This window comes from Cerasicoccus arenae (genome assembly GCF_014651635.1).
Classification (GTDB): Bacteria; Verrucomicrobiota; Verrucomicrobiia; order Opitutales; family Cerasicoccaceae; genus Cerasicoccus; species Cerasicoccus arenae.
Genome location: NZ_BMXG01000002.1, coordinates 121,456 through 141,096 on the forward strand (window position 1 = coordinate 121,456; position 19,641 = coordinate 141,096).

Annotated in this window: 7 protein-coding genes; 5 read left to right on the forward strand and 2 right to left on the reverse strand. The window is 51.4% G+C overall.

Translation table 11 applies throughout. From position 1 onward, the window contains the following. Positions 1 to 75 precede the first annotated feature (75 nt). The 5 genes from IE065_RS02215 (at position 76) to IE065_RS02235 (ending at position 17,483) form a co-directional block, all read left to right on the forward strand. Positions 76 to 12,246 carry an SdrD B-like domain-containing protein gene (locus tag IE065_RS02215; RefSeq protein ID WP_189511406.1) on the forward strand — a complete coding sequence of 4,057 codons (12,171 nt, stop codon included), beginning with the start codon at positions 76 to 78 and terminating at the stop codon, positions 12,244 to 12,246. 49 nt (positions 12,247 to 12,295) lie between these two features. Further along, entirely contained in the window at positions 12,296 to 14,044 is a 1,749-nt protein-coding gene (locus IE065_RS02220; RefSeq protein WP_189511408.1) for a hypothetical protein, read from the forward strand. Positions 14,045 to 14,153: 109 nt separating this feature from the next. Next, the gene (locus tag IE065_RS02225; protein ID WP_189511410.1) at positions 14,154 to 14,744 is read left to right on the forward strand and encodes a 3-keto-disaccharide hydrolase; all 591 of its coding nucleotides are present in this window, start codon (positions 14,154 to 14,156) and stop codon (positions 14,742 to 14,744) included. 104 nt (positions 14,745 to 14,848) lie between these two features. Continuing rightward, positions 14,849 to 15,031 (forward strand): hypothetical protein, encoded by a 183-nt coding sequence (locus IE065_RS02230; RefSeq protein ID WP_189511412.1) that lies wholly within the window; start codon positions 14,849 to 14,851, stop codon positions 15,029 to 15,031. Between the two features lie 208 nt (positions 15,032 to 15,239). Next, complete coding sequence (locus tag IE065_RS02235; protein WP_189511414.1) at positions 15,240 to 17,483, forward strand: CBM96 family carbohydrate-binding protein; 2,244 nt, start codon at positions 15,240 to 15,242, stop codon at positions 17,481 to 17,483. A 179-nt stretch (positions 17,484 to 17,662) separates the two neighbouring features. Here the strand turns inward: IE065_RS02235 and IE065_RS02240 are convergent, their stop codons facing one another. Further along, positions 17,663 to 18,019, reverse strand: a complete 357-nt coding sequence (locus tag IE065_RS02240; RefSeq protein ID WP_189511416.1) for a Clp protease/crotonase-like domain-containing protein — start codon at positions 18,017 to 18,019, stop codon at positions 17,663 to 17,665. A 36-nt stretch (positions 18,020 to 18,055) separates the two neighbouring features. Continuing rightward, a complete protein-coding gene (guaB, locus tag IE065_RS02245; RefSeq protein ID WP_189511418.1) occupies positions 18,056 to 19,612 on the reverse strand; it encodes an IMP dehydrogenase in 1,557 nt (518 codons plus the stop codon). Positions 19,613 to 19,641 lie beyond the last annotated feature (29 nt).

Consider the following 19,641-nt stretch of genomic DNA (forward strand, 5'->3'; position numbering starts at 1 on the left):
CTTCAGCAAGAAGCTCTATATTTTTTTAGAGTATAATCCCCAGTATTTATTCCATTGAATCGCCAAATTCCAACAGTGTCAGCTACTCTACGCAGCCTTATCGTCTCTTTAACGCTTTGCCTTAGTGCAATGCTCTGGGCGGGCCCAGAGCCAGTGCAGTATTTTTACTTGCCGCTGCCAGAAGCCTCAATCCAGCGTACATTAGTCGAATTACAGCCTGGCCGTACGATCGGACAGACTATGAATAGTGTCACGTCGCTGACGACCACGCGCGACAACACTGTTATCTACTACGACCAATGGGAAAACGGTTACGAGGTTGATATAGCTAATCCGGTGAATGTTTATAGTGCGTCAAATCCAGGGGGCACTCAAATTTGGGGAGATGGGGACCCGGCTAACGGTATACCGCCCGGTTTTATCAGTGATGTTATTGACGCTGACGCTGTAATTGCGCTGAGCAACGAAGTACCCACGCCGCGTAATGCATCCGTGATTCTTTTTGACGCGCGTGATAAATTGGCCTCGACGAAGGCCGTGGCAATGACTCGCGCGGAATGGGCGACTAACCCCGGCACGGTGCTTGCAGGCGCGGTCGAGGTTTACTCAACAGCATTTCTCGGAAAAATTTATGAATTCCCGATTGGTCAGGATCTGTCCGGAGCATCTAATCAGATGTTCCAATACGTATCGGTTTACATCATGGCGGTGAAAGACGGCACGACAGTCCAGATTGACTTGGATGGTGACAGTGTTGTCGACGTGACGCGCACACTGAACGAGGGTGAAAATTACTTTTCCAGTGGCGTGCAGACCGGTGGCACCATCTCTGCGACCGAAAAGGTGCAGGTCCACCTGATCACTGGTAATTTGAATAACAGTGGCGGTCAACTCGAAGCACGTTGGTTTACGCTGCTGCCAGTCGATACTTGGAGCAACGAATATTATAATCCAGTTGGTAGCTCGGGGGCAAATCAGCCTACTGAAATCTATTTATATAATCCGAACGGCTCGGCGATCAATGTGGATTACGAAACCTTCGTGAGTTCGGGCACAATCAACATTGCGTCGGGCACAGTGGCGGAATTCACGATGCCTTCCAGTTCGGGCGCAGTTTTTGCGAGCCAAGGCGGGGAAGATTTCTTCGGTGTGGCTTGCGTGGCCGCAGGCCCGACTAATGGTGGCTCCTCAGGAGTGGATAACGATACATGGGACTGGGGCTTCAGCCTTGTGCCGCGCGAGATTTTGACTCCACAGATTGTTGTCGGTTGGGGCCCGGGTGCAGACGACCGTGACCATAACGGCGTGCCGGATGCGCAGGGTAGCCCTGTTTGGGTCGCTGTCACCGAGAGCACGGTCGTTTATGTGGACTATGATGGGGACGCCTCCACTGGCCTGAGCACTGACCCGAACGGCAACAAATACGACGTCGCTTTCAATCTCAACCGGCTTCAGCAGACGAAGGTCTACGACAATTCCGATAATGACCAGACGGGCATGAAGCTTTACACAGTCGACGGTACATTGATAACCGCTGCTTGGGGGCAGGACCCGAGCATTGCTGGCGCTGGTAATCCCTTCCTTGATTTAGGCACGACAGTGCCGCCATTCCCATTCCCACAGTTAGTGAAGACTGCGCAAGAAGTCTCCGATGGCGATGGCATCTATGAGCCAGGCGACACGGTTGGCTACACAATCAGTGTCACTAATCTTGGTGCGGTGCCATTGGCGGATTTGAAACTTTCTGATGAACTTCCGGCAAATGTATCCTATGTCCCTGGGACGCTTTTTGTTGGAGGTGTCCTTCAGGCCGACGACGCTTCTGGCTCGGCGTTTCCACTTGATGGACTGGGTATTGTATTGCCGACTATTGGCGTTCGCGCAGAACTGCTCGTTACTTTCAATGTGACGCTTAATCCTTCCGCTGCGGGTAGCTTGGTCAACACGGCAATCCTCGACATTGGTCCGGAAATTTTGGTTGCCGATTCGTTGTCCTCTTCCAGCCGAATCGACGTGGTGAACAACCGTGTTTCGCCGGACGTTGCGTTTACTGATAGCGGATACAGTACGGTCTCTATTTATAATGAGGGCGATGATATCTACGTGCAATTGACTGACGCAGACTTGAACGTGAACGCGGTTGTGGCGGATACTTTTACCGTTGTCGTGAGGAATTCGACCAACGGCGACTTTGAATTGCTTGAGCTGACGGAAACGGGCACAGGCACTGGGATTTTCCGAGGCGGCCCTTTGAACACCTCTTCTGGTGGTTCAGCGATTGCGCAAGATGGTGTATTGAAAATCAATGTGGGCGACTCACTCAGTGTCACCGCGACCGACCCAGGTGATCCAATTGGCTTGCCCAACAGCGATACTGCTACAGCTGCGGTTCCAGTACCGACCAATGAAAAACTCCTTTATCTGCGTGACGATGGTGGCAATGGCTTGAGCCGAATTGAGCCTGGTGACGCTGGGCGCTCGGGAGCCTCGCTTACCTTGGATAATGGAGTTGAGCAGTCTGGCGCTTCGAGTTGGGATACGTTTATTGCCGGGACGGATTTTCCCGCAGGCACGCCGTATTTTGACACAGTCACCATGTCGCACACGGTTGGCTCTGGTCCTGATCGTATCCTAATCATCAGTATCTTTGGTGAAGAAGATGAAAACTACGATGGTTTTGATGTGGATGCGGTGCGCTACGGTGCCCAAAACGCGACGAAGCTGATCGATCAGGGTTCATCAGAGGAGGCCTTTGTCGAAATTTGGTTCATTTACAATCCTACGGTGGGAACAGATAATGTCGCTGTTGACCTAGTCGAAGGTAGAGTGAACGGTGGCTCGGAAGACTCCGTCATTGTGGTTGCCACGACCTACAACAATGTCGATCTAAGTGTTTTCAATTCTGGCACACAGACCTATTCTGCTTTCGATACGCCTCAGAGCACCAGTGGCTACAGCACCAGTGCATCTATCACTGGTGTGCCCGGTGATCCTGGTGACATTGTTTATGGTCTGGTTGCTCTCGACGACGCACGTACAATAACGGCAGGCGTAGGTCAGGACAATGTCTTTGGACCGATCAAGGCCGAAGGCGTTACGGGAGACGGCTCAGAAGGGGAGATTTCCTCAAAGGTCATTGGCTCTTCGGAAAGCTCAGCGGATTTTTCATGGACTTTTGGCGGCAGCGATGCCTTTGCCATCGTTGCCTTCGCGATCAATGGTTCCGTTCAGACCAGCACTACTTTCACGCAGTCACCGACTATGGCACAGACGTTTTCCATGCCTACCTCAGGTGCTGTGGGGGCAACTTTCTATATCGAAACGACAGCTGTGTTGGGAGGTACAATTGATGTTCAAGTAGACCTTGCTGTGGATGGAGTTAGCTTTTTTCAAGATACCACCGCGACAACGACTTTGATTTCATCTGGGGCTACGAATATTTACCAGCTCGACTGGTCTGGAGTGCTCGGGGCTGATGTTACTGTCGATCCAGGTGAAGCCGTAGAAATTACCGTAGTTAACAACTCAGGCGTGTCTATTGATGTCTTATACGACAGTGGAACTTATCCGAGTGCACTTTCATTGCCCGCTACGACGGTTATCGATGTTGAATCCGTAGCGGTTTACGATGCATCCTATCCGAACGGTAGCATTGCGGCCACTGGCTATGTTGGCCAAAAATTCTATATCCGTACCACGATCAGCGACCCCTTTGGAACGTCGGATATCAGTAATCCGTCCATTCAAATTACCGATCCAGACAGCAATAATTTGCTCTCACCTGATCCAAGTGATCTGACTCTCGTTGCGACTTTGGCGACGAGTGACAGCGATTCCGTGACCTACGAATACGAGTGGCAGACCCCAGCGACAGATGGAACTTACACCATTACCATCTCAGCGGATGAAGGGACTGAGGGTACAGTGTCCGATACGCTTCAAACGGCTATCACATTGGCTGGGATTGATGGCGGCACACCAGCAAATGTTTCCTTCACCACGGGAGATGACGGACCTGACACGGATGTCTTTACGAGCGCAGAATCCATCGGCGTGCGGGTAGTCGATTACGATGAAAACGAAAATCCATTGGCCGTTGATACAATCGAGGTAACGATTACTACCAGTGGCGGTGATTCAGATGTGGTCACCCTGACTGAGACCGGTTCTAACACCGGCATTTTCACAGCTATTTTTCCTTCTGCCACTGACTCCACAAATGCAGACGATGGAGATATTAATGCCGCCGCGGGCTCTGGCTTAACCGTGAGCTATGTTGATAACGATGACCCATCGGATACGGCTGAAGACCAAGCTGCTGTGCCACTGACAACTCCCAACACTGCTGCTGTAGTGGTGGACAAAGCCCTCGTTGAGCCCACAGACAGCGCAATCGTAGGTGATCAGGTTATTTATAATATCACAGTGACCAATGTGGGTAGCGTTGGGTTGGATACCGTACAATTAACAGATGTCTTTACAGATGCCGAGTTAGCTTTTGTTTCAGCTTCCATCTCGCCGGATTCCAACGGCTTGAGTGTGGGAACACGTACGTTGACATGGAACGATCTCGGATCACTTGCCGTTGGCGAAAGCGTCACCGTTACGGTGACATACACCGCGACAGATTCCGGAACGCTTAGTAGCACTGCAACAGCTGACACGACTTCTGCTTTCAATGATCCTTCAGATAGCGATACTGAAAATCTTCCGGTTACGAATCCCGCGATAACCATTACGAAATCGTTAACGGGCGGTGCCCAAACTGCCTATTACGGCGGTGTTGTGGAGTTCACGATTAACATTCAAAACACTGGCAACACAGATATCGAAAGCCTGCCGCTTACCGATAATTATAGTTCTTGCTTAGAGTTTTTGACATCCACCCCCACTGCGGATTCCAGTAGCGGTGGCGTAGCACAATGGAATGACTTGCTGCCCGGCGCAACCACCTTGGGCGTTGGAGCCAGCACGAGCGTGACCATTACTTTCTTTGTTGCCGGCGAGTGTGATCCCGCGCTCAACGTTGCTGAATCGCGTTTTGCAATCGATATCAACGGTGCTGCTGTTCCACCTGCCGAAGACGAAACCGAAGACCTTATAACGGACGCAGCAAGCGTTAGCGGTACCGTCTGGCAGGACGACGATGGCAGCGGTTTACAGAATGGGGCTGAGGGAGGCCTGTCAGGCATCCGTGTCTATCTGGACTTTGACGGTGACGGCGTCCGTGACGCCAACGAGCCTTTCGATATTACAGATTCCAATGGTGATTACCGCATTGGTAATCTGGCCGATGGGATATATACGGTCCGCATTGACGATAATTTCCTCGACGATTCATTGACCATTACTACGCCAGTTTCCGGCTTTTTTAGTGTGACGCTTGATCCAGGTGAAGACGCCACGGCGGACTTTGGTCTGGAGCGCACAACAGTCACTGGGATTATTTTCAATGACGTGGATGGTGATGGCAACACGACGCCTGGCATCGGTGAAAACGGTATCGGTGGTGTAAACGTCATAATTACGGATTCACTCGGCAATGTGCAAGTTATCCGCACGCTGGCCGATGGTAGCTATACGGCAGAAGTCGCGCCCGGAGAAGTTTGGGTGAATGTAGACGAATCAACATTGCCAGGAGGTTACACGCTGACGACAGACATGGGCATCGACAACGAACCGCAGTCGCTGACCGCAGTAGCTGGTGTTAACACCTTTGACGGTATTGGTTATCAGCAGCCACAGGGCGTGTCTGGTCACCTATTTATCGACCTAGATGAAAGTGGGGTGCAGGACGCTGGCGAACCCAACTTGTCCGGCGTCACAGTCTTCTACGATGCTAACTCAGACGGCATACTCGACTCCGATGGTCTTGATAATATTCCGGGTAATCTGGACGACGAAGTCAGCGCAGTCACTGACAGCTCGGGCGACTACGTTCTGGCAATTTCCGCAACGGGATCAGTTTCGATCAAAGTTGATACGTCTACATTGCCATCGGGTATGGATACGACGCCGACTACTGCCAACGATCCGCAAAGCGTGACAGTTAACGCCAGCGCTACCACAGACGCTGCGGACACTGGTTTTGCCTTCACGGGTCTTGGGATACTGAAGACCGCGAACACCACGGATGATGTCGAACCCGGCGACACGATTACTTATTCGATTCTAGTATCGAACAACTCTGGTGTCACGCACACTGGCATTGATATCACAGATGTGTTACCAGCCGATGTTAGTTATGTTGCAAGTAGCTTAGGCATCAACGCGCCGACTGGCTATGACGTGACGGCGACCACAAACATGACTGATAACTTCGAGTCCAATAACGAGTCTGGTGGCACACCTATAGCTTCTGGCGGAGCACCTGGTTGGGTCGGCAACTGGACTGAAGTTAACGAAGCGAATGGCTTTACTGTCGATGACATTGAAATCTCCAATGACACAGACGCGACTGTGGCGAGCTGGTCACTCACGATTGAAAACGCCAGCAAGGGTGCCAGTCGTGGAGTCGATTTGTCGGCGGCGAATTCGGCGACAATCGATTACGACTTCCGCCGTGTCTCGTTGAATTTTGGTGATGACACTGTTGACTTACAAATCTCCGCCACTGGCGGCGATCCTTGGACAACCCTGAGCACCGAAGGTGGCAATGGTGTTGATGCTGCTTATCAGGATCAAGGTAGCCCGATAACCATTGATCCGGAGTTCTTTACTGAAAATACAGTGATTCGCTTCTTCTCTGCGTCCACGTTGGAAGATAATGACTGGATTCACTTCGACAACATTGTGATCAGTGTTGATTGGGGCGATAGTGCAACGCAGACGGGCGTAGTGGGCAATTTTCCATCCAATGATGAGCTAGCCAATAATTATCAACTCGCTGATGGCCAATCGATGACGATCACTTACAAGGTCAAGGTAATCGACAGTCCAGTTGGTTCATCAATCAGCAATACTGCATCTGTGGTCAGTGACCAGCAAGTTACCCCGGCGGATTCTATGGTGAGCAATAACATCAGTGTTCCGGTCGAGGGCATCCTCAGCGGTTATGTGCTGGAAGATACTGATGGCGATGGTAACGGTAATTTAGGCATTGAAAATGTCTACATTGAGCTGCTCGATTCGAGTGGTAACTCTATCGACAGCGACCCTGACTTGCCCGGTTTGCAAATCACCGTGGACACAACCGATAGTGACGGTTTTTACAGCTTTGAAGGCGTAACTCCAGGTAACTATCAGGTGCGGCAGACTCAGCCCAGCGGCTACCTCAGCGTGGTTGGTCCGGATGATGGCGGTGACGTGGATATTCTCGGCGATGTTAGCCTGATTGTCGTAACCGACGGGGTCACCACAACTGGCAACACCTTTATTGAGCAACGACCTGCCACGATCTCAGGTTTTGTCTATGAAGACTTTGATAGTGACGGAGACGGTGACATCGGTATCGCCAGTGTAACACTTGAATTGCTTGATGCATCAGGTGCGAGTATTGACAGCGATCTCGTTACACCGGGGACCCAAGCGACCACAACCACGACCAATGTAACCGGCCAGTACTTCTTCACCAACCTGATTCCAGGTGTGACTTACCAAGTGCGTCAAGTTCAGCCAGCAGGCTATGCTAGCGTTAGTGACTCGGACGGGGGCAATGCTAATCGCATTGGCGACATTACGCCGATCACAGTTGTTATTGGTCAGAATCCAGGAAACTATTTCATTGAAGAACTCCTGCCCGGAAGCATCTCTGGTGTGGTCTACGACGACATCGATGGCGACCGCAACGGTGATGTTGGCATTGACGGTGTGCGCGTATTTATCGATCGCAACGGCAATGGGATTTTCGACGGTGTGGACATTGAGGCGACCACAACAGGGGGGGGGGGCTTCACGTTCTCGAACTTGCGACCTGGCGTTTACTCGATCGTTGCGGAAGATGCACTTGGATATGTTTCTGTGAGCGACTCCGACGGCGGTAACGCTAGCATCACCACTGTCAATTTGGGTGCCGGCGAAGATGAGACTGGTATCGACTTTATTGACGGTTTGCCCGCAACAGTAAGTGGTCGTGTGGTGGATGATGACGATGCTGACGCTGATCTAGCTGAAGCGTCGGGCGAGACTGGTCTTAATGGCGTTACTGTGGAAATATACGAAGACCTCAATAGTAACGGCCTGGTGGACTTCAATGAGAACCTCATTGATACGGTCATCACTTCGGGTGACGGGAATTACTCTTTCTCGGTTCCAGCAGGTGACTATGTGATTCTGGAAACTGATCCGTCCAACTACTTGAGTACGGGGGATTCTGATGCACCGCTCACGGACAACCAAATTGCTCTGAGCGTTTTACCGAACGTCGCCTATAGCGACAATCTATTCTTGGACACCAACCAAGGTCCGAATCTGACGGTAAGTAAAACGCTCGATGGTGGTGCGGCGACGGTCAACTATGGTGCTGCGGTTACCTACACGATCACCATTACCAACGACGGGAACACGAACTTCGACAGCGTGCCGTTGGAAGATACATTTTTGTCCGATGTGCTTGAGTATGTTTCAGCTTCACCGCTGCCCGATTCGGCATCGTCAGGCCTATTGACCTGGAATGACCTTGGTTCGTTGGCCATCGGTGCCACTCACACCGTTACCGTTAACTTCACGGTTATTGGAGAATCGAGTCCGGTTACCAACACGGCGACTGTCACTGATGCGGTTGACGAGTTTACTACGCTGGTCAGCGGCAGTGACGATGACATCCTCTTGACTTCTGAGACGGCCAGCATCAGTGGCAACGTATGGGAAGACGATGATGGCAACGGTGCTCTGAATGGCGGTGAAAACGGATTCAACGGCAGTGTGATTGTTTACGCTGATTTGAACTTGAATGGCTTCCGCGATTCCAATGAGCCGCAGGACACTGTTGATCCAAGCGGTGACTACACAATCGATAATCTCTCGGCTGGGACCTATCGCGTGCGGGTCGATGAAAGCACGCTGCCGAATGGCACAAGCTACTCCAATACATTCCCGGTGCTTACCTACCACGATGTGGTGCTAAATACGAACAACGAGGATGAGACAGGCCACGACTTTGGCTATGAGCCGCAAGTTGGCGCTTTGACGATTACCAAGCTTGGCGCGAATGCGTCTCTGGTGGATGGCGGCAATGTTGATCCGGGCGAAGTCATTACTTACACCGTTACGGTTACCAACACGGACTCGGTTACCCACACAGGCATCGATATTAATGACATTCTGCCAACTGGGACGACTTATGTCGGTAGCTCGATCACAGAGGTGAGCGCGCCGCCCACCTACAGTGGCGGTACAACGACGGAAACACTAACGGTTAATTGGAGCAGTGGCTATTCGAGCGGAACGAATGGCTCAGTCGTTACTTGGGATGATGGGTCATGGTCAGAAGCGAATGATGGTGCCAACCAAAGCTACAATGGAGAGATCGTTCTCGTGTCCGACGTTAATGGCAACGCGGTGCGCGTGGAAGGTGATGGTAATGGTAATGAACGCCTTTCCCGTAATATCGACTTGAGCGGTTTGAATCCAGCAACCGATACATTGACAGTCTCTTTTGATTGGCGTGGCTTTAGTCTTAATAATGGCAGTGACGACGCGTATTTACAAATTGGAGATGTCACCTTAGCGACCGTTGGCAATGGGCAAAACTCTGGATCGTTCCAGAACGTTTCAACGAGTATCGCTACGTCATTCTTTGGCGGTATTGAGCGGATCGATATCCAGCCCAGCGGTTCCTTGGATAATAACGACTATATCTATTTTGATAATCTGGTCTTTACCGCGACTATCAACACCGTAGTTGCGCAAACCGGTTCGGTGGCGGCACCATCTTCGAGTGGTCCTTCTACGATCGCGTCGAACTACGGGCTTGATCCTGGTGATTCGCTTATCATCACGTATCAAGTCACAGTCGCAGCGCCATTCCCGAATCTCTCGATCATTCAGAACGTAGCCAGCCTATCCAGCGATCAGCAGCCAGACCCAATATCGGCAACCGAGTTCAACTTGGTCGATACCGGTTCGATCTCTGGCAAGGTGCTGGCTGATACCAATGGCGATGGAGTAGGGGACGTCGGGCTCTCCGGCATTATTATTACCCTGCGCGAATCGGATGGCACGCCGATTGACATCGACACCGTTACTGCGGGTGTTCAGGAGCCAACCGCTACCACTGATTCCCTTGGTGAATACGATTTTGAAAACATTCCGCTTGGTGATTATCAGGTCGTTCAATTGACGCAGCCTGCGGGATATATCAGCATCAGTGACACCAATGGCTCCAACAACACCGTCAACAATATCATTGGTGATCAGGCCGCGCTGAGCTTGGCGAGTTATGGCGATTCCCTAAGCGGAAATCTTTTCATCGAAGCGCAGTTCGGTTCGATCTCCGGGACGGTCTATGAAGACCTTGACCTCGATGGCGGCTTTGATGGCGGCGAACTTGGTTTAGAAAACGCGATTATCGACCTGATCCTTGATACGAATGCAAATGGCGTCATCGATGGAAGCGATATCATCTACAACTTCCCGGCAACTTCTGACGTCAACGGTGATTATTCCTTCAACAGTGTGCCGGTCGGTGTCTACATCATTCGTGAGACCGACCCCACGGGATACTACAGTACTGGCGACGACGACGGTGTTAACGACAATCGCATCATCAGCGGGATTGTGGTGACCAGCGGCGGATCTGTCACGACTAGCACATCGTTTTACGACGCCAGCGTTGCTGGTAATAGCGACGGTGACTGTATCGTGGACTTTGTGGAAATTGCCTTGTCAGGTAACACTGCGAGTGGAGTCTTTCCTAGCAGCTTGCTGAATCTGGTGTTGGTTAATGAAGCCACTGGTCGCTTTGATGTGGTCTTTACCCGTCCGGACGGCCTGCTCAACGTGAGCTACACGTTGCAGGGCTCGAACGATCTAATTGGCACTTGGTTCGACATTGCCACGATTTCGACGAATTCCGCTGTTTCCGCGCCCTTTACTTCGGTGGACAATGGCGGCACAGAAACTATCACCTACGGTAACGTGCAGACAGCGCCCGGTTTTGGCTCTGCTGACTTCGGTTTGGTGCGCCTCGCAATTACGACCGGATCGACTACGATCTACACCGACGTCTATGGCTGGCAGGCCACTGCGATGGAGCTTGCCGAGGCCAATTCTTGGAGCACGCCGTTTATCCAGCAGGAGATTTTCTGCGGTACGGTAGACGGTGTTATCGGCAGCCTACTCGATCTCAATTCTTCGGCCAATGGGGCGGACTTCAGTTCCCTTATCTCTGATGGTGATTATTACGTCGAGGTTTCCAGTGGCGTGCTCGAAGGCCATCGTTTCCAGATCGCCAGCGGTGATGTGGATGAGGTGACCTTGGTCAATGACTCGGATATTTTCTCACCCACTGGCGGCGACTCGCTCAACACCGCCAATGGCGCGCCCGCTCTGACTGGGGCTGATATCAAGATTCGTCGCCATGCAACCTTCGGTGAACTGTTTAAGAAGGACTCAACCTTCGAAGGTCAGGATAGCGGCGACCCGAACTTAGCGACTCACATCTATATCTACAATAACCGTCGTTCCATTCCTGAATATGAGGCCTACATGCTCGCATATTATGCGGAGCCCCTCGCAGGCTTCCTCGGTATTCCTGAAGGCTCGCGTTGGGTGAGAGAAGATGACTTGTTTACCGCCACTGATCAAGGTGATCTTGTTATCGATCCGGCAACTGGCTTTGTGATTATTTCGCGCCAGGAAGCTTCCAAGCTATATGCCTACGGAAAGGTCCGCAACAACGACGCTGCAGTTGTCCTCAATGACAATGGAGATGACCCATCCATTGCTGGTTTCAATCTGATCGGCGCGATGTATCCCGTAGCTCAAGTGCCAGTTGATGGCCCAGATGATGGACAGAATGGTCGCGGCATGACCTCTTCAGTCTTCCAAGCAGGTAATGATCCAGACAATGCTGCGGAAATTATCTTATGGCCCACCGACCCGGAAGTAGAAGGTCGTACTACAGTCTTCTTCCTTCTGGACGATACTGAAGACGGCTGGGTCAATTATGCTGAATTCGGAGGCCCACCGTTTACTAACCAGAATGACTCGCCTAACTCACTGCAGTTCCGCAGTGATCGAGCGAGCTTGATTAAATTGCCCGAGGGCGATCAGACAATACTGATCGTTCCCGAGCCTGCTCCCTAACGAGGACTGACAAGCTATCGTGAGAATTAGACAATTTTACATAATATTTTTGCTCCTTCCAGGAGCGCTGACTGCCCAGATTACAATTAACTGGGGCAGTGGTGTTGCGTTCAATCGCATTGTTGAAAGCGATGGTACGACACTGCCGTCGCCCAGTAGTGGCTTCTCTTATGAATTGGGAACCTTCGGCAGCTTTGTGCCAACGGCGAGTAATTACAGCGAGTGGTCAGCGAACTGGCATGCGTTTGATGGAGATCCATTTTTCTATTCAATCGGCGCATCTAACGTTGGACTCTATGTGGATAGTGCGACGCTAGACTCGAGCCAGAATTCGAACTCGACCTATCCTGCCGTTGATCCGAGCTATGACTTTGCGGTCGGGCAGCAGGCGTATGTTTGGATCTATAATGAAAACGATCCGACGCAGATCAACACCTCGACGGAATGGGCGCTCTACACCCAGCTCATCGACGGCTCTAGCCCGATCGATAAGGCTTGGCAAATGCCTGACGCGAGTAGCTCCACGACAACGCAATCCTGGTATGTCACTTCGGCGGATACTGCCGTATGGGGAGGGGTAGACAGTGGTTCGGATGTTGGCGGCGGTAACATCATCAGTACGCCTGGTTCTTATCACGTGCAAACGGCAGGCTTTACGGCAGGTGTTTACTGGGATATTAATGGCTCAACCGCAGGTGCGACAAACGATGGAGGTGGCGATGCAGCGGGCACATGGAACAGCAGTAATGCCAACTGGAGCATTGACCCCACGGGTAATGTCACTACGGGTGCCTTTACCCAATACAAAGTCGCGACCTTCTCGGCAAACGATAGCGGCTCCGGTGAAGCTGACGGAGATTTCACCGTGACCAAGGCGGGTAGTACCAGCGTTTTTGGCTTAGATTTCCAAGATGGCACAGTGACGATTGGTCACGGGTCTGGCGGTGGCATTGTCTTTGACACTAGCGGCCAGTCGATTGCCTTTGCCGATGGGCAGGGCTTTGACGGGCTCGTAGACACTGCCTTTGTGAATGTACATGCTGGTCACACGGCGACTATTGAGACGGCAATTTCCAGCTCACAGGATGTCAACCTGACCGGTGGCGGCACGTTGGTGCTCGCTGGTTCACAGACTGGAGAGATTGATGGCACGCTGACACTCCAGAGCGGAACCCTGCAAATGTCTGGTACCGGCACGAATCCCCGTTTGGGCTTCAATAGTGGTGGCCAGACGGTCGTTAGCATCGAAGGCGGCACACTATTTGTCTCGGAGAATGCTGTGACTAAGGCCAGTGACGTGCAGTTTGGCTCTACGACCGACGTAAATTATTCCAGCGGTAGCATTGTTATCGGTGAGGCCAATGATTCACTCGGCACGTTAAGCCTTACCCTCAGTACGACTTCGACCATCGATTTTACTGGCGCGGGCACGGAATCTATCATCGCCTTTAGCGATAGTTCGGGCATTGACTGGTCGGGCTCGGAAATACTCCAAGTGACGGATTGGGCAGGCATTCCGCTTAATTTGGGAACGGGCACTGGCTCTGGTACGGGCGGTGGCGGCACCGACCAGTTTTATATCGGCTCTAACGAAATGGGTCTGACGTCGGATCAGCTCAGCAAAATCAAGTTCTTGAATCCTGTTGGCTTAGCGCCTGGCCTCTACGACGCCTATATCTTGAGCACGGGGGAAATTGTTCCGGGTGTGATCCCAGAGCCATCAACGTATGCCATTGGCGGACTGTTGATTCTGCTTGGGGGCTACGATTTCTACCGCCGTCGCAAAGCCGGAGCTTAAAGCTGGATTTGGCTTCTAACCGTATCGCTTACGGTTCATACTGGGGAGCTTTATGAATAACTTTTTCTGCATTTCATCCCTTGTACTGCTGGTTTCGATTTCGTCGCCTTTGACAGCTGCGTCAACTACGCTGCCACATCATCCTGTTCACACACATGCCTTTTACGACGGTGAGACACCGCTAAAAGCGGCAGATGCTTGGACGCTGGAAGAAGGTGAACTGAGCTGCGATGGGGAACCACGCGGATACTTGGTGTTGGCGGAAAATGAAAGCGATTATACGCTAACATTTGAATGGAAGTGGGAGTCTGAAAAGGGAGGGAACGGCGGTATTTTGATCCACGCCTTGCCAGCCACGAGTGGCTTTCGCACTTGGCCCAGTTGTATTGAAATACAACTGCAAAGCGGTATGGCAGGGGACATCTACGCCATCGGTCAACTACCGGGGTTTGTTGGTGAAGGCCCGATGTTTGTGGCACCAGGTGTGGCGGTGGTTCGGCTGGACCGCAAGGCTGACGGAGAGAAACCGATAGGAGAATGGAATACCATGGAGATCATCGCTTCCGGCGATGAGTTAACCGTAAAAGTCAATGGCCAGCTGGTGAATCATATCACTAAGGTCAACCCACAGCAGGGGGCAATTGCATTACAGAGCGATGGCAGTCCTATCCGCTTCCGGAATATTGAGTTGGTGAAGTAATCAGTTGATATACATCTTCAGCTTTTCGCGCATTTGATCATCTATTAAAGGCACTGGATTCCGTCGTTGTTGTTAACGATTGTCCATTCCTTGAGAGCGCAGCCATGAGCTTTCGTTCATCAAATCACGGTTATCTCATCGCGAACTTCAGTGCAGTTGTTAGGGCATCCTTCGCCAAGATATTGATGACGTTTTGGACGGTGCTTTTTCATTATCTCATTGCCCGTTTCGAAGGCGTAATCAAGCCCGCGGATGTCCGTCTGGCTCTCTCCTATAGCGCATTCTGACTATAAATCTGGGTGATTTCAATGATCCTGACCAAGCCTTCGCATGTTGGATTGGTTCGCTTTGTGTGGTCAGGAAATAGCAAAACCTATGTCAGTAAATCGCTCCCTGAAGTAATGGGTTCTGTGGTATGTTAATTAGCTTTAGCATCTTATGGAAGATGCTTCTACCTCTTGTAAAAGCTTAACCTCAATAATCAAAGATAATAATATGAAGGAAAAAATACTACCCCTGCTGTTTTCGTTTGCTTTGACCTCTCTAGTTAATGCCGCTCCTCCGCCGGGAAGCTTTACCCTGACATTCGAAGAGGATTTCAGTAACCCAATTATTGACGGATCGAAATGGAAGGTCGGGCCAGCAGATGCATTTATTGAAGGTTCTGGAGGCTGTAATGTTGATAATTTCAACGTCACTGGAGGTGCCCTTTCGATAAAGGCAACGACGGATCCCGTTGATTACTGCTGGACTACTTATGACTATTCCTCTGGCGAACTGACTTCTTTTCTACGTTTCAAGCAAAAGTATGGTTATTTTGAAACACGCGCCAAATGGGATAGCGTTTCCGGCATGTGGCCAGCATTTTGGTTGATGCCCGAGCGCGATCAATACGGCACGAAGGAATGGAAGAATAATATCTTTCTTAAGTTCGACCTAAGCTCGGCTGGCATTGGCACGGTGACAGATGCCACGCTTCGCCTTTGTGCTAAAAATGTAGGCAATACCGCTGGGAGTGATCCTAATAATTTACAGCTGTTCCGCGTGGCATCCGATTCCTGGGATGAGGGAACGATTAACTGGAATAATCAGCCAGTTTGGGACCCGCTCTACATTGAACAGAAGTTCGACTACGACGCACCCGCTGGCAGTTATGTTGATTTCGACGTTACGGATTACGTGACAGTCGAGGTCGGTAGTGATGGCGTAATCTCCTTAGCTTTGGCGGATGAATTTCGCCGTGCGCGCGGACAGTGGTACCATAGTAAGGAGGCGTCGAATTCCGCGCATTGGCCACAGCTGATTGTGAACGGTGTAACTTACTATCCGACCGATGACGCAACGGTTGTCTGGGGAAATCAGGCGGAAGTTGAGTTTGGAGCTTCGAATGAATTAAGCGCCCGATCGATGTATTATGACCCTACCGACAGCACCGGTATTCCCGAACCTGTAATAGATGGAGTTCCGGTGGATTTGGGTAAAGGGATGGAGATCGATATCATGGAAGCTTATGGTGTTTTGGGTGCATATCAAATGGGGCACGCCACTCATTGGGATGGCTATGGAGCCGGTCACAAGGTTAGTGGATGGGGTCCCGTTCCAGTTATGGATGTTGGTGAGTATCACACCTATGGCCTATATTGGGAAGAAGGGCTCTTGGAATTTTATGTGGACGGAGTTAAAACCGGAAGTCGTCAAGATGCTCGAGTGATTGATGTGCCTGCTTACATTCTTCTGACGCTACAAGTTGGCGGATCATTTGTTGGGAATAATCCAACGCCTGCTATCAACAATCAAAGTGTGGAGTTTGATTACGTTCGAGTCTGGGAGGGAACCAAATCAGGAACTGTTCCTTTAGCGACCATTCGCAATGTTGACGGCACGGTCTCTTTTGGAAACGATCATGCTGTTTATGGTGGAGCGGGTAACTCCGGAGCCGTGGTCACTGTTGAAGATGACGGCGTGGGAATGTCTATTTCGAAAAACGGTTGGATTAAGTTTCCGCTTAGTTACACCGTAACATCAGACACGTGGCTGGAGTTCACATTTGATTCATCTGCCGCCGGAGAAATTATTGGCATTGGTTTCGAAGAGGACGATACCAATAGTAATGACAAACGCGTATTCCAGCTCGCAGGCTCTCAAACGTGGGCGAACGCATGGCAGGACTCCAATGACTATGTAGTTGAATCCGGGCCGGTGACCTATTCCATCAATGTTGGCGCATTCTACACGGGAGCAATGACGCACCTAGTCATCGTTTCGGACGACGACTCCAACTCCGGTATCTATGGCCAATTCCGCAACGTGAAAATTACAGAAGGCCCAGCAGGTGGGACGCCAATTGCTATCGGCTCGCTCAACAATGGGATTGCTGCTGATGATTCCCGGTCTGGAACTGGTTACCTCATGTATAGTGCCAGTAACGTTATATCCCGCTTTGGCGCATATATGGGAAATGCGGATCATGTCATTGCAGTCCTCTACAGCTCAGGCCAGTGGTATGCTGATAAAAACTTTGGCCAAGTTGCGTTTACGCCTGACCCAGCGGATGTATTGTTGGCGACAGTTGATTTTACGAATGATACCGTAAATTCTCTAGAGGGTGTCAGTGGTACAGAGCATGGTATTCAATATGGCTATGCGACAGGTGACTTGGGCTATATTGTCGATTGGTGGAATGGTGCTGCGAATGATGGCGAGTTTGGTGTTACCGGAACGACTTTCACACCATGGTAATTCGAAATATCTTTTTAATCTGATTAAGGCACTGGCTAATGCGTGGGGCTCTGGTTGAGTTCCACGCATTGGTCCATCTTTAATAAGAAATACCCGGCCATCGCTAATTGCTGACTTACTCGCTGTGGAGCATGGAATTCAATTATTTAACGAGAGGATCGGATTGAATTTAGGCGTTTTCAATTTTCGAGCAGCGTGAATGTGAAGGGTACTTTTTTTGCGTTTGGTGCAGCTTCGCAGTCGAGTTCAATGCAGACGAACCATTTACCAACGGGGAGCGTGAGGGAGGTTTTAATGCGCCCATTGGCATTCGCAAAGAGCGTTTGGCCATGGATTTTTGAGGCCAAGTGGTCATCGACTTCGCCAGTCTTCATCAACCGCCTGAAGTCGGCCTCCTTTAGATAAAAGCCAAAGATTGGGTCAGAGCCACGTGTTTGGACAACGACCTGCAAGGTCAACGCTTGGTCAACGGTCAGTGATTGATGCCATGCGGCGTCAATTGCGACGAAAGATTCGGTTTCAAGTAATTTGGCCATGGTTTAATTTAACTGCCTTTGCAGGTAGAAGACTACTTAGTCCTTGTTGGTCTTGACCTCGATAACGTCGTGTGGAGAGCTCTCGCGTTGACCGGCAGGGGAGACGCGGATGTATCGGGCACGCTCCTTGTGCTCTGCGAGGTTACTAGCACCGAGGTAGCCCATACCGCTTTGCAGACCGCCTGCGAGCTGATTGAGTACGGAGTCGAGCGACCCGGAAACTTCCTTGAGTGCCTCAATGCCTTCCGCGGCAATCTTGCGATTCTTGTCCTGCTTGGAGTGGCCGTAGCGGGCTGCACTGCCAGCCTTCATGGCCTCGAGACTACCCATGCCGCGGTATTGCTTGTAGAGCTTGCCATCGATTTCAAGGATTTGGCCGGGCGCTTCACGGCAACCCGCGAGTAAGCCGCCACACATGACGGCGTCCGCTAAGGTTAGGGCCTTGACGATGTCACCGCTTTTGGTGATGCCGCCGTCAGCGAGGATTTTAACCCCGTATTTGGTAGCAGCGCGGGTGGTTACGTATAGCGCGGTGAGCTGCGGAATGCCGACGCCTGCGACAATACGTGTGGTGCAAATTGAGCCTGGTCCTTGCCCGACTTTGATCGTGTTAGCGCCTGCCTCAGCAAGGAAAGCCACACCCTCGGCGCTGGTTACATTACCCGCGATGATGGTTAAATCGGCAAAGGCTTCGCGGACCATACGGATCGCTTGGCCAACGCCTTCGCTGTGTCCATGGGCAGTGGAAATCGCGACAGCGTCGAGGCCTTCGTCGACGAGTGCGCCAATGTGTCCGATAAAGCGATCGCGGTCGAGTTCACCATCGTTGGTGCGGGAGGCACTGACGGCGGCACCACAAACTAGCCGGAATTCGCGATCACGAGCAGGCTTCACATTGGTGCGCTGCTCGTCGTTGATGCGCTCGATGTCACTCAGGGTGAATAGGCCATGCAGGCGATCATTGGGATCGACCACGAGCAGCTTGTGGATACCTAGGTGTTCGTTGAAGAACTTGTCAGCGGCGGCGATGGGGTCACCTTCGATATCTGCCGTGGAGATCGTATAGACGTCAGCACGGGGCGTCATGGCCTCAATGACGCGGCGGTCGCGGTAGCGTTGTTTGACGACTCGGCCTGGCAGGAGGCCAAGGAGCTTACCCTGATCGTCGACTACGGGAAACGTGCTAAACTTATAGCCCTTCTCCTCGATGATCTCGAGGACGTCGGCAATGTAGGCGTCGGGGCCGATTTTAATTGGGTCCTGAATGAGGCCGTGAATGTTATTTTTCACGCGAGCGACTTGCTTGATCTGCTCGCGTTCGGTCATGTTGTAGTGGATGAGTCCCAGGCCACCGTTGGTCGCCATGGCAATGGCCATGGGGGCTTCAGTCACGGTATCCATGTCTGCCGAGATGATCGGCAAAGATAAATGGAGGTTGGGAGATAGCTCCGTTTCCGTGATTGTGTTGCGAGGCAAGACAGCCGAATGACGGGTGGCCAACGTGACGTCGTCGTAGGTCAGCGCAGTGTCGGCGTGAAGCCGAAAAAACTCATCGGCGGTCTTGTAAAATGCTTGGTCGATTGTTTCGCTCATGGCAATGTGTATTGCCGTTGGGAATTATG

What these genes read in the sequence shown, in the direction of transcription:
- IE065_RS02230 (WP_189511412.1), top strand. Translation starts at nt 14,849, where the DNA reads ATGAGCTTTCGTTCATCAAATCACGGTTATCTCATCGCGAACTTCAGT.
- IE065_RS02235 (WP_189511414.1), top strand. Translation starts at nt 15,240, where the DNA reads ATGAAGGAAAAAATACTACCCCTGCTGTTTTCGTTTGCTTTGACCTCT.
- IE065_RS02240 (WP_189511416.1), bottom strand. Translation starts at nt 18,019, where the DNA reads ATGGCCAAATTACTTGAAACCGAATCTTTCGTCGCAATTGACGCCGCA.
- guaB (WP_189511418.1), bottom strand. Translation starts at nt 19,612, where the DNA reads ATGAGCGAAACAATCGACCAAGCATTTTACAAGACCGCCGATGAGTTT.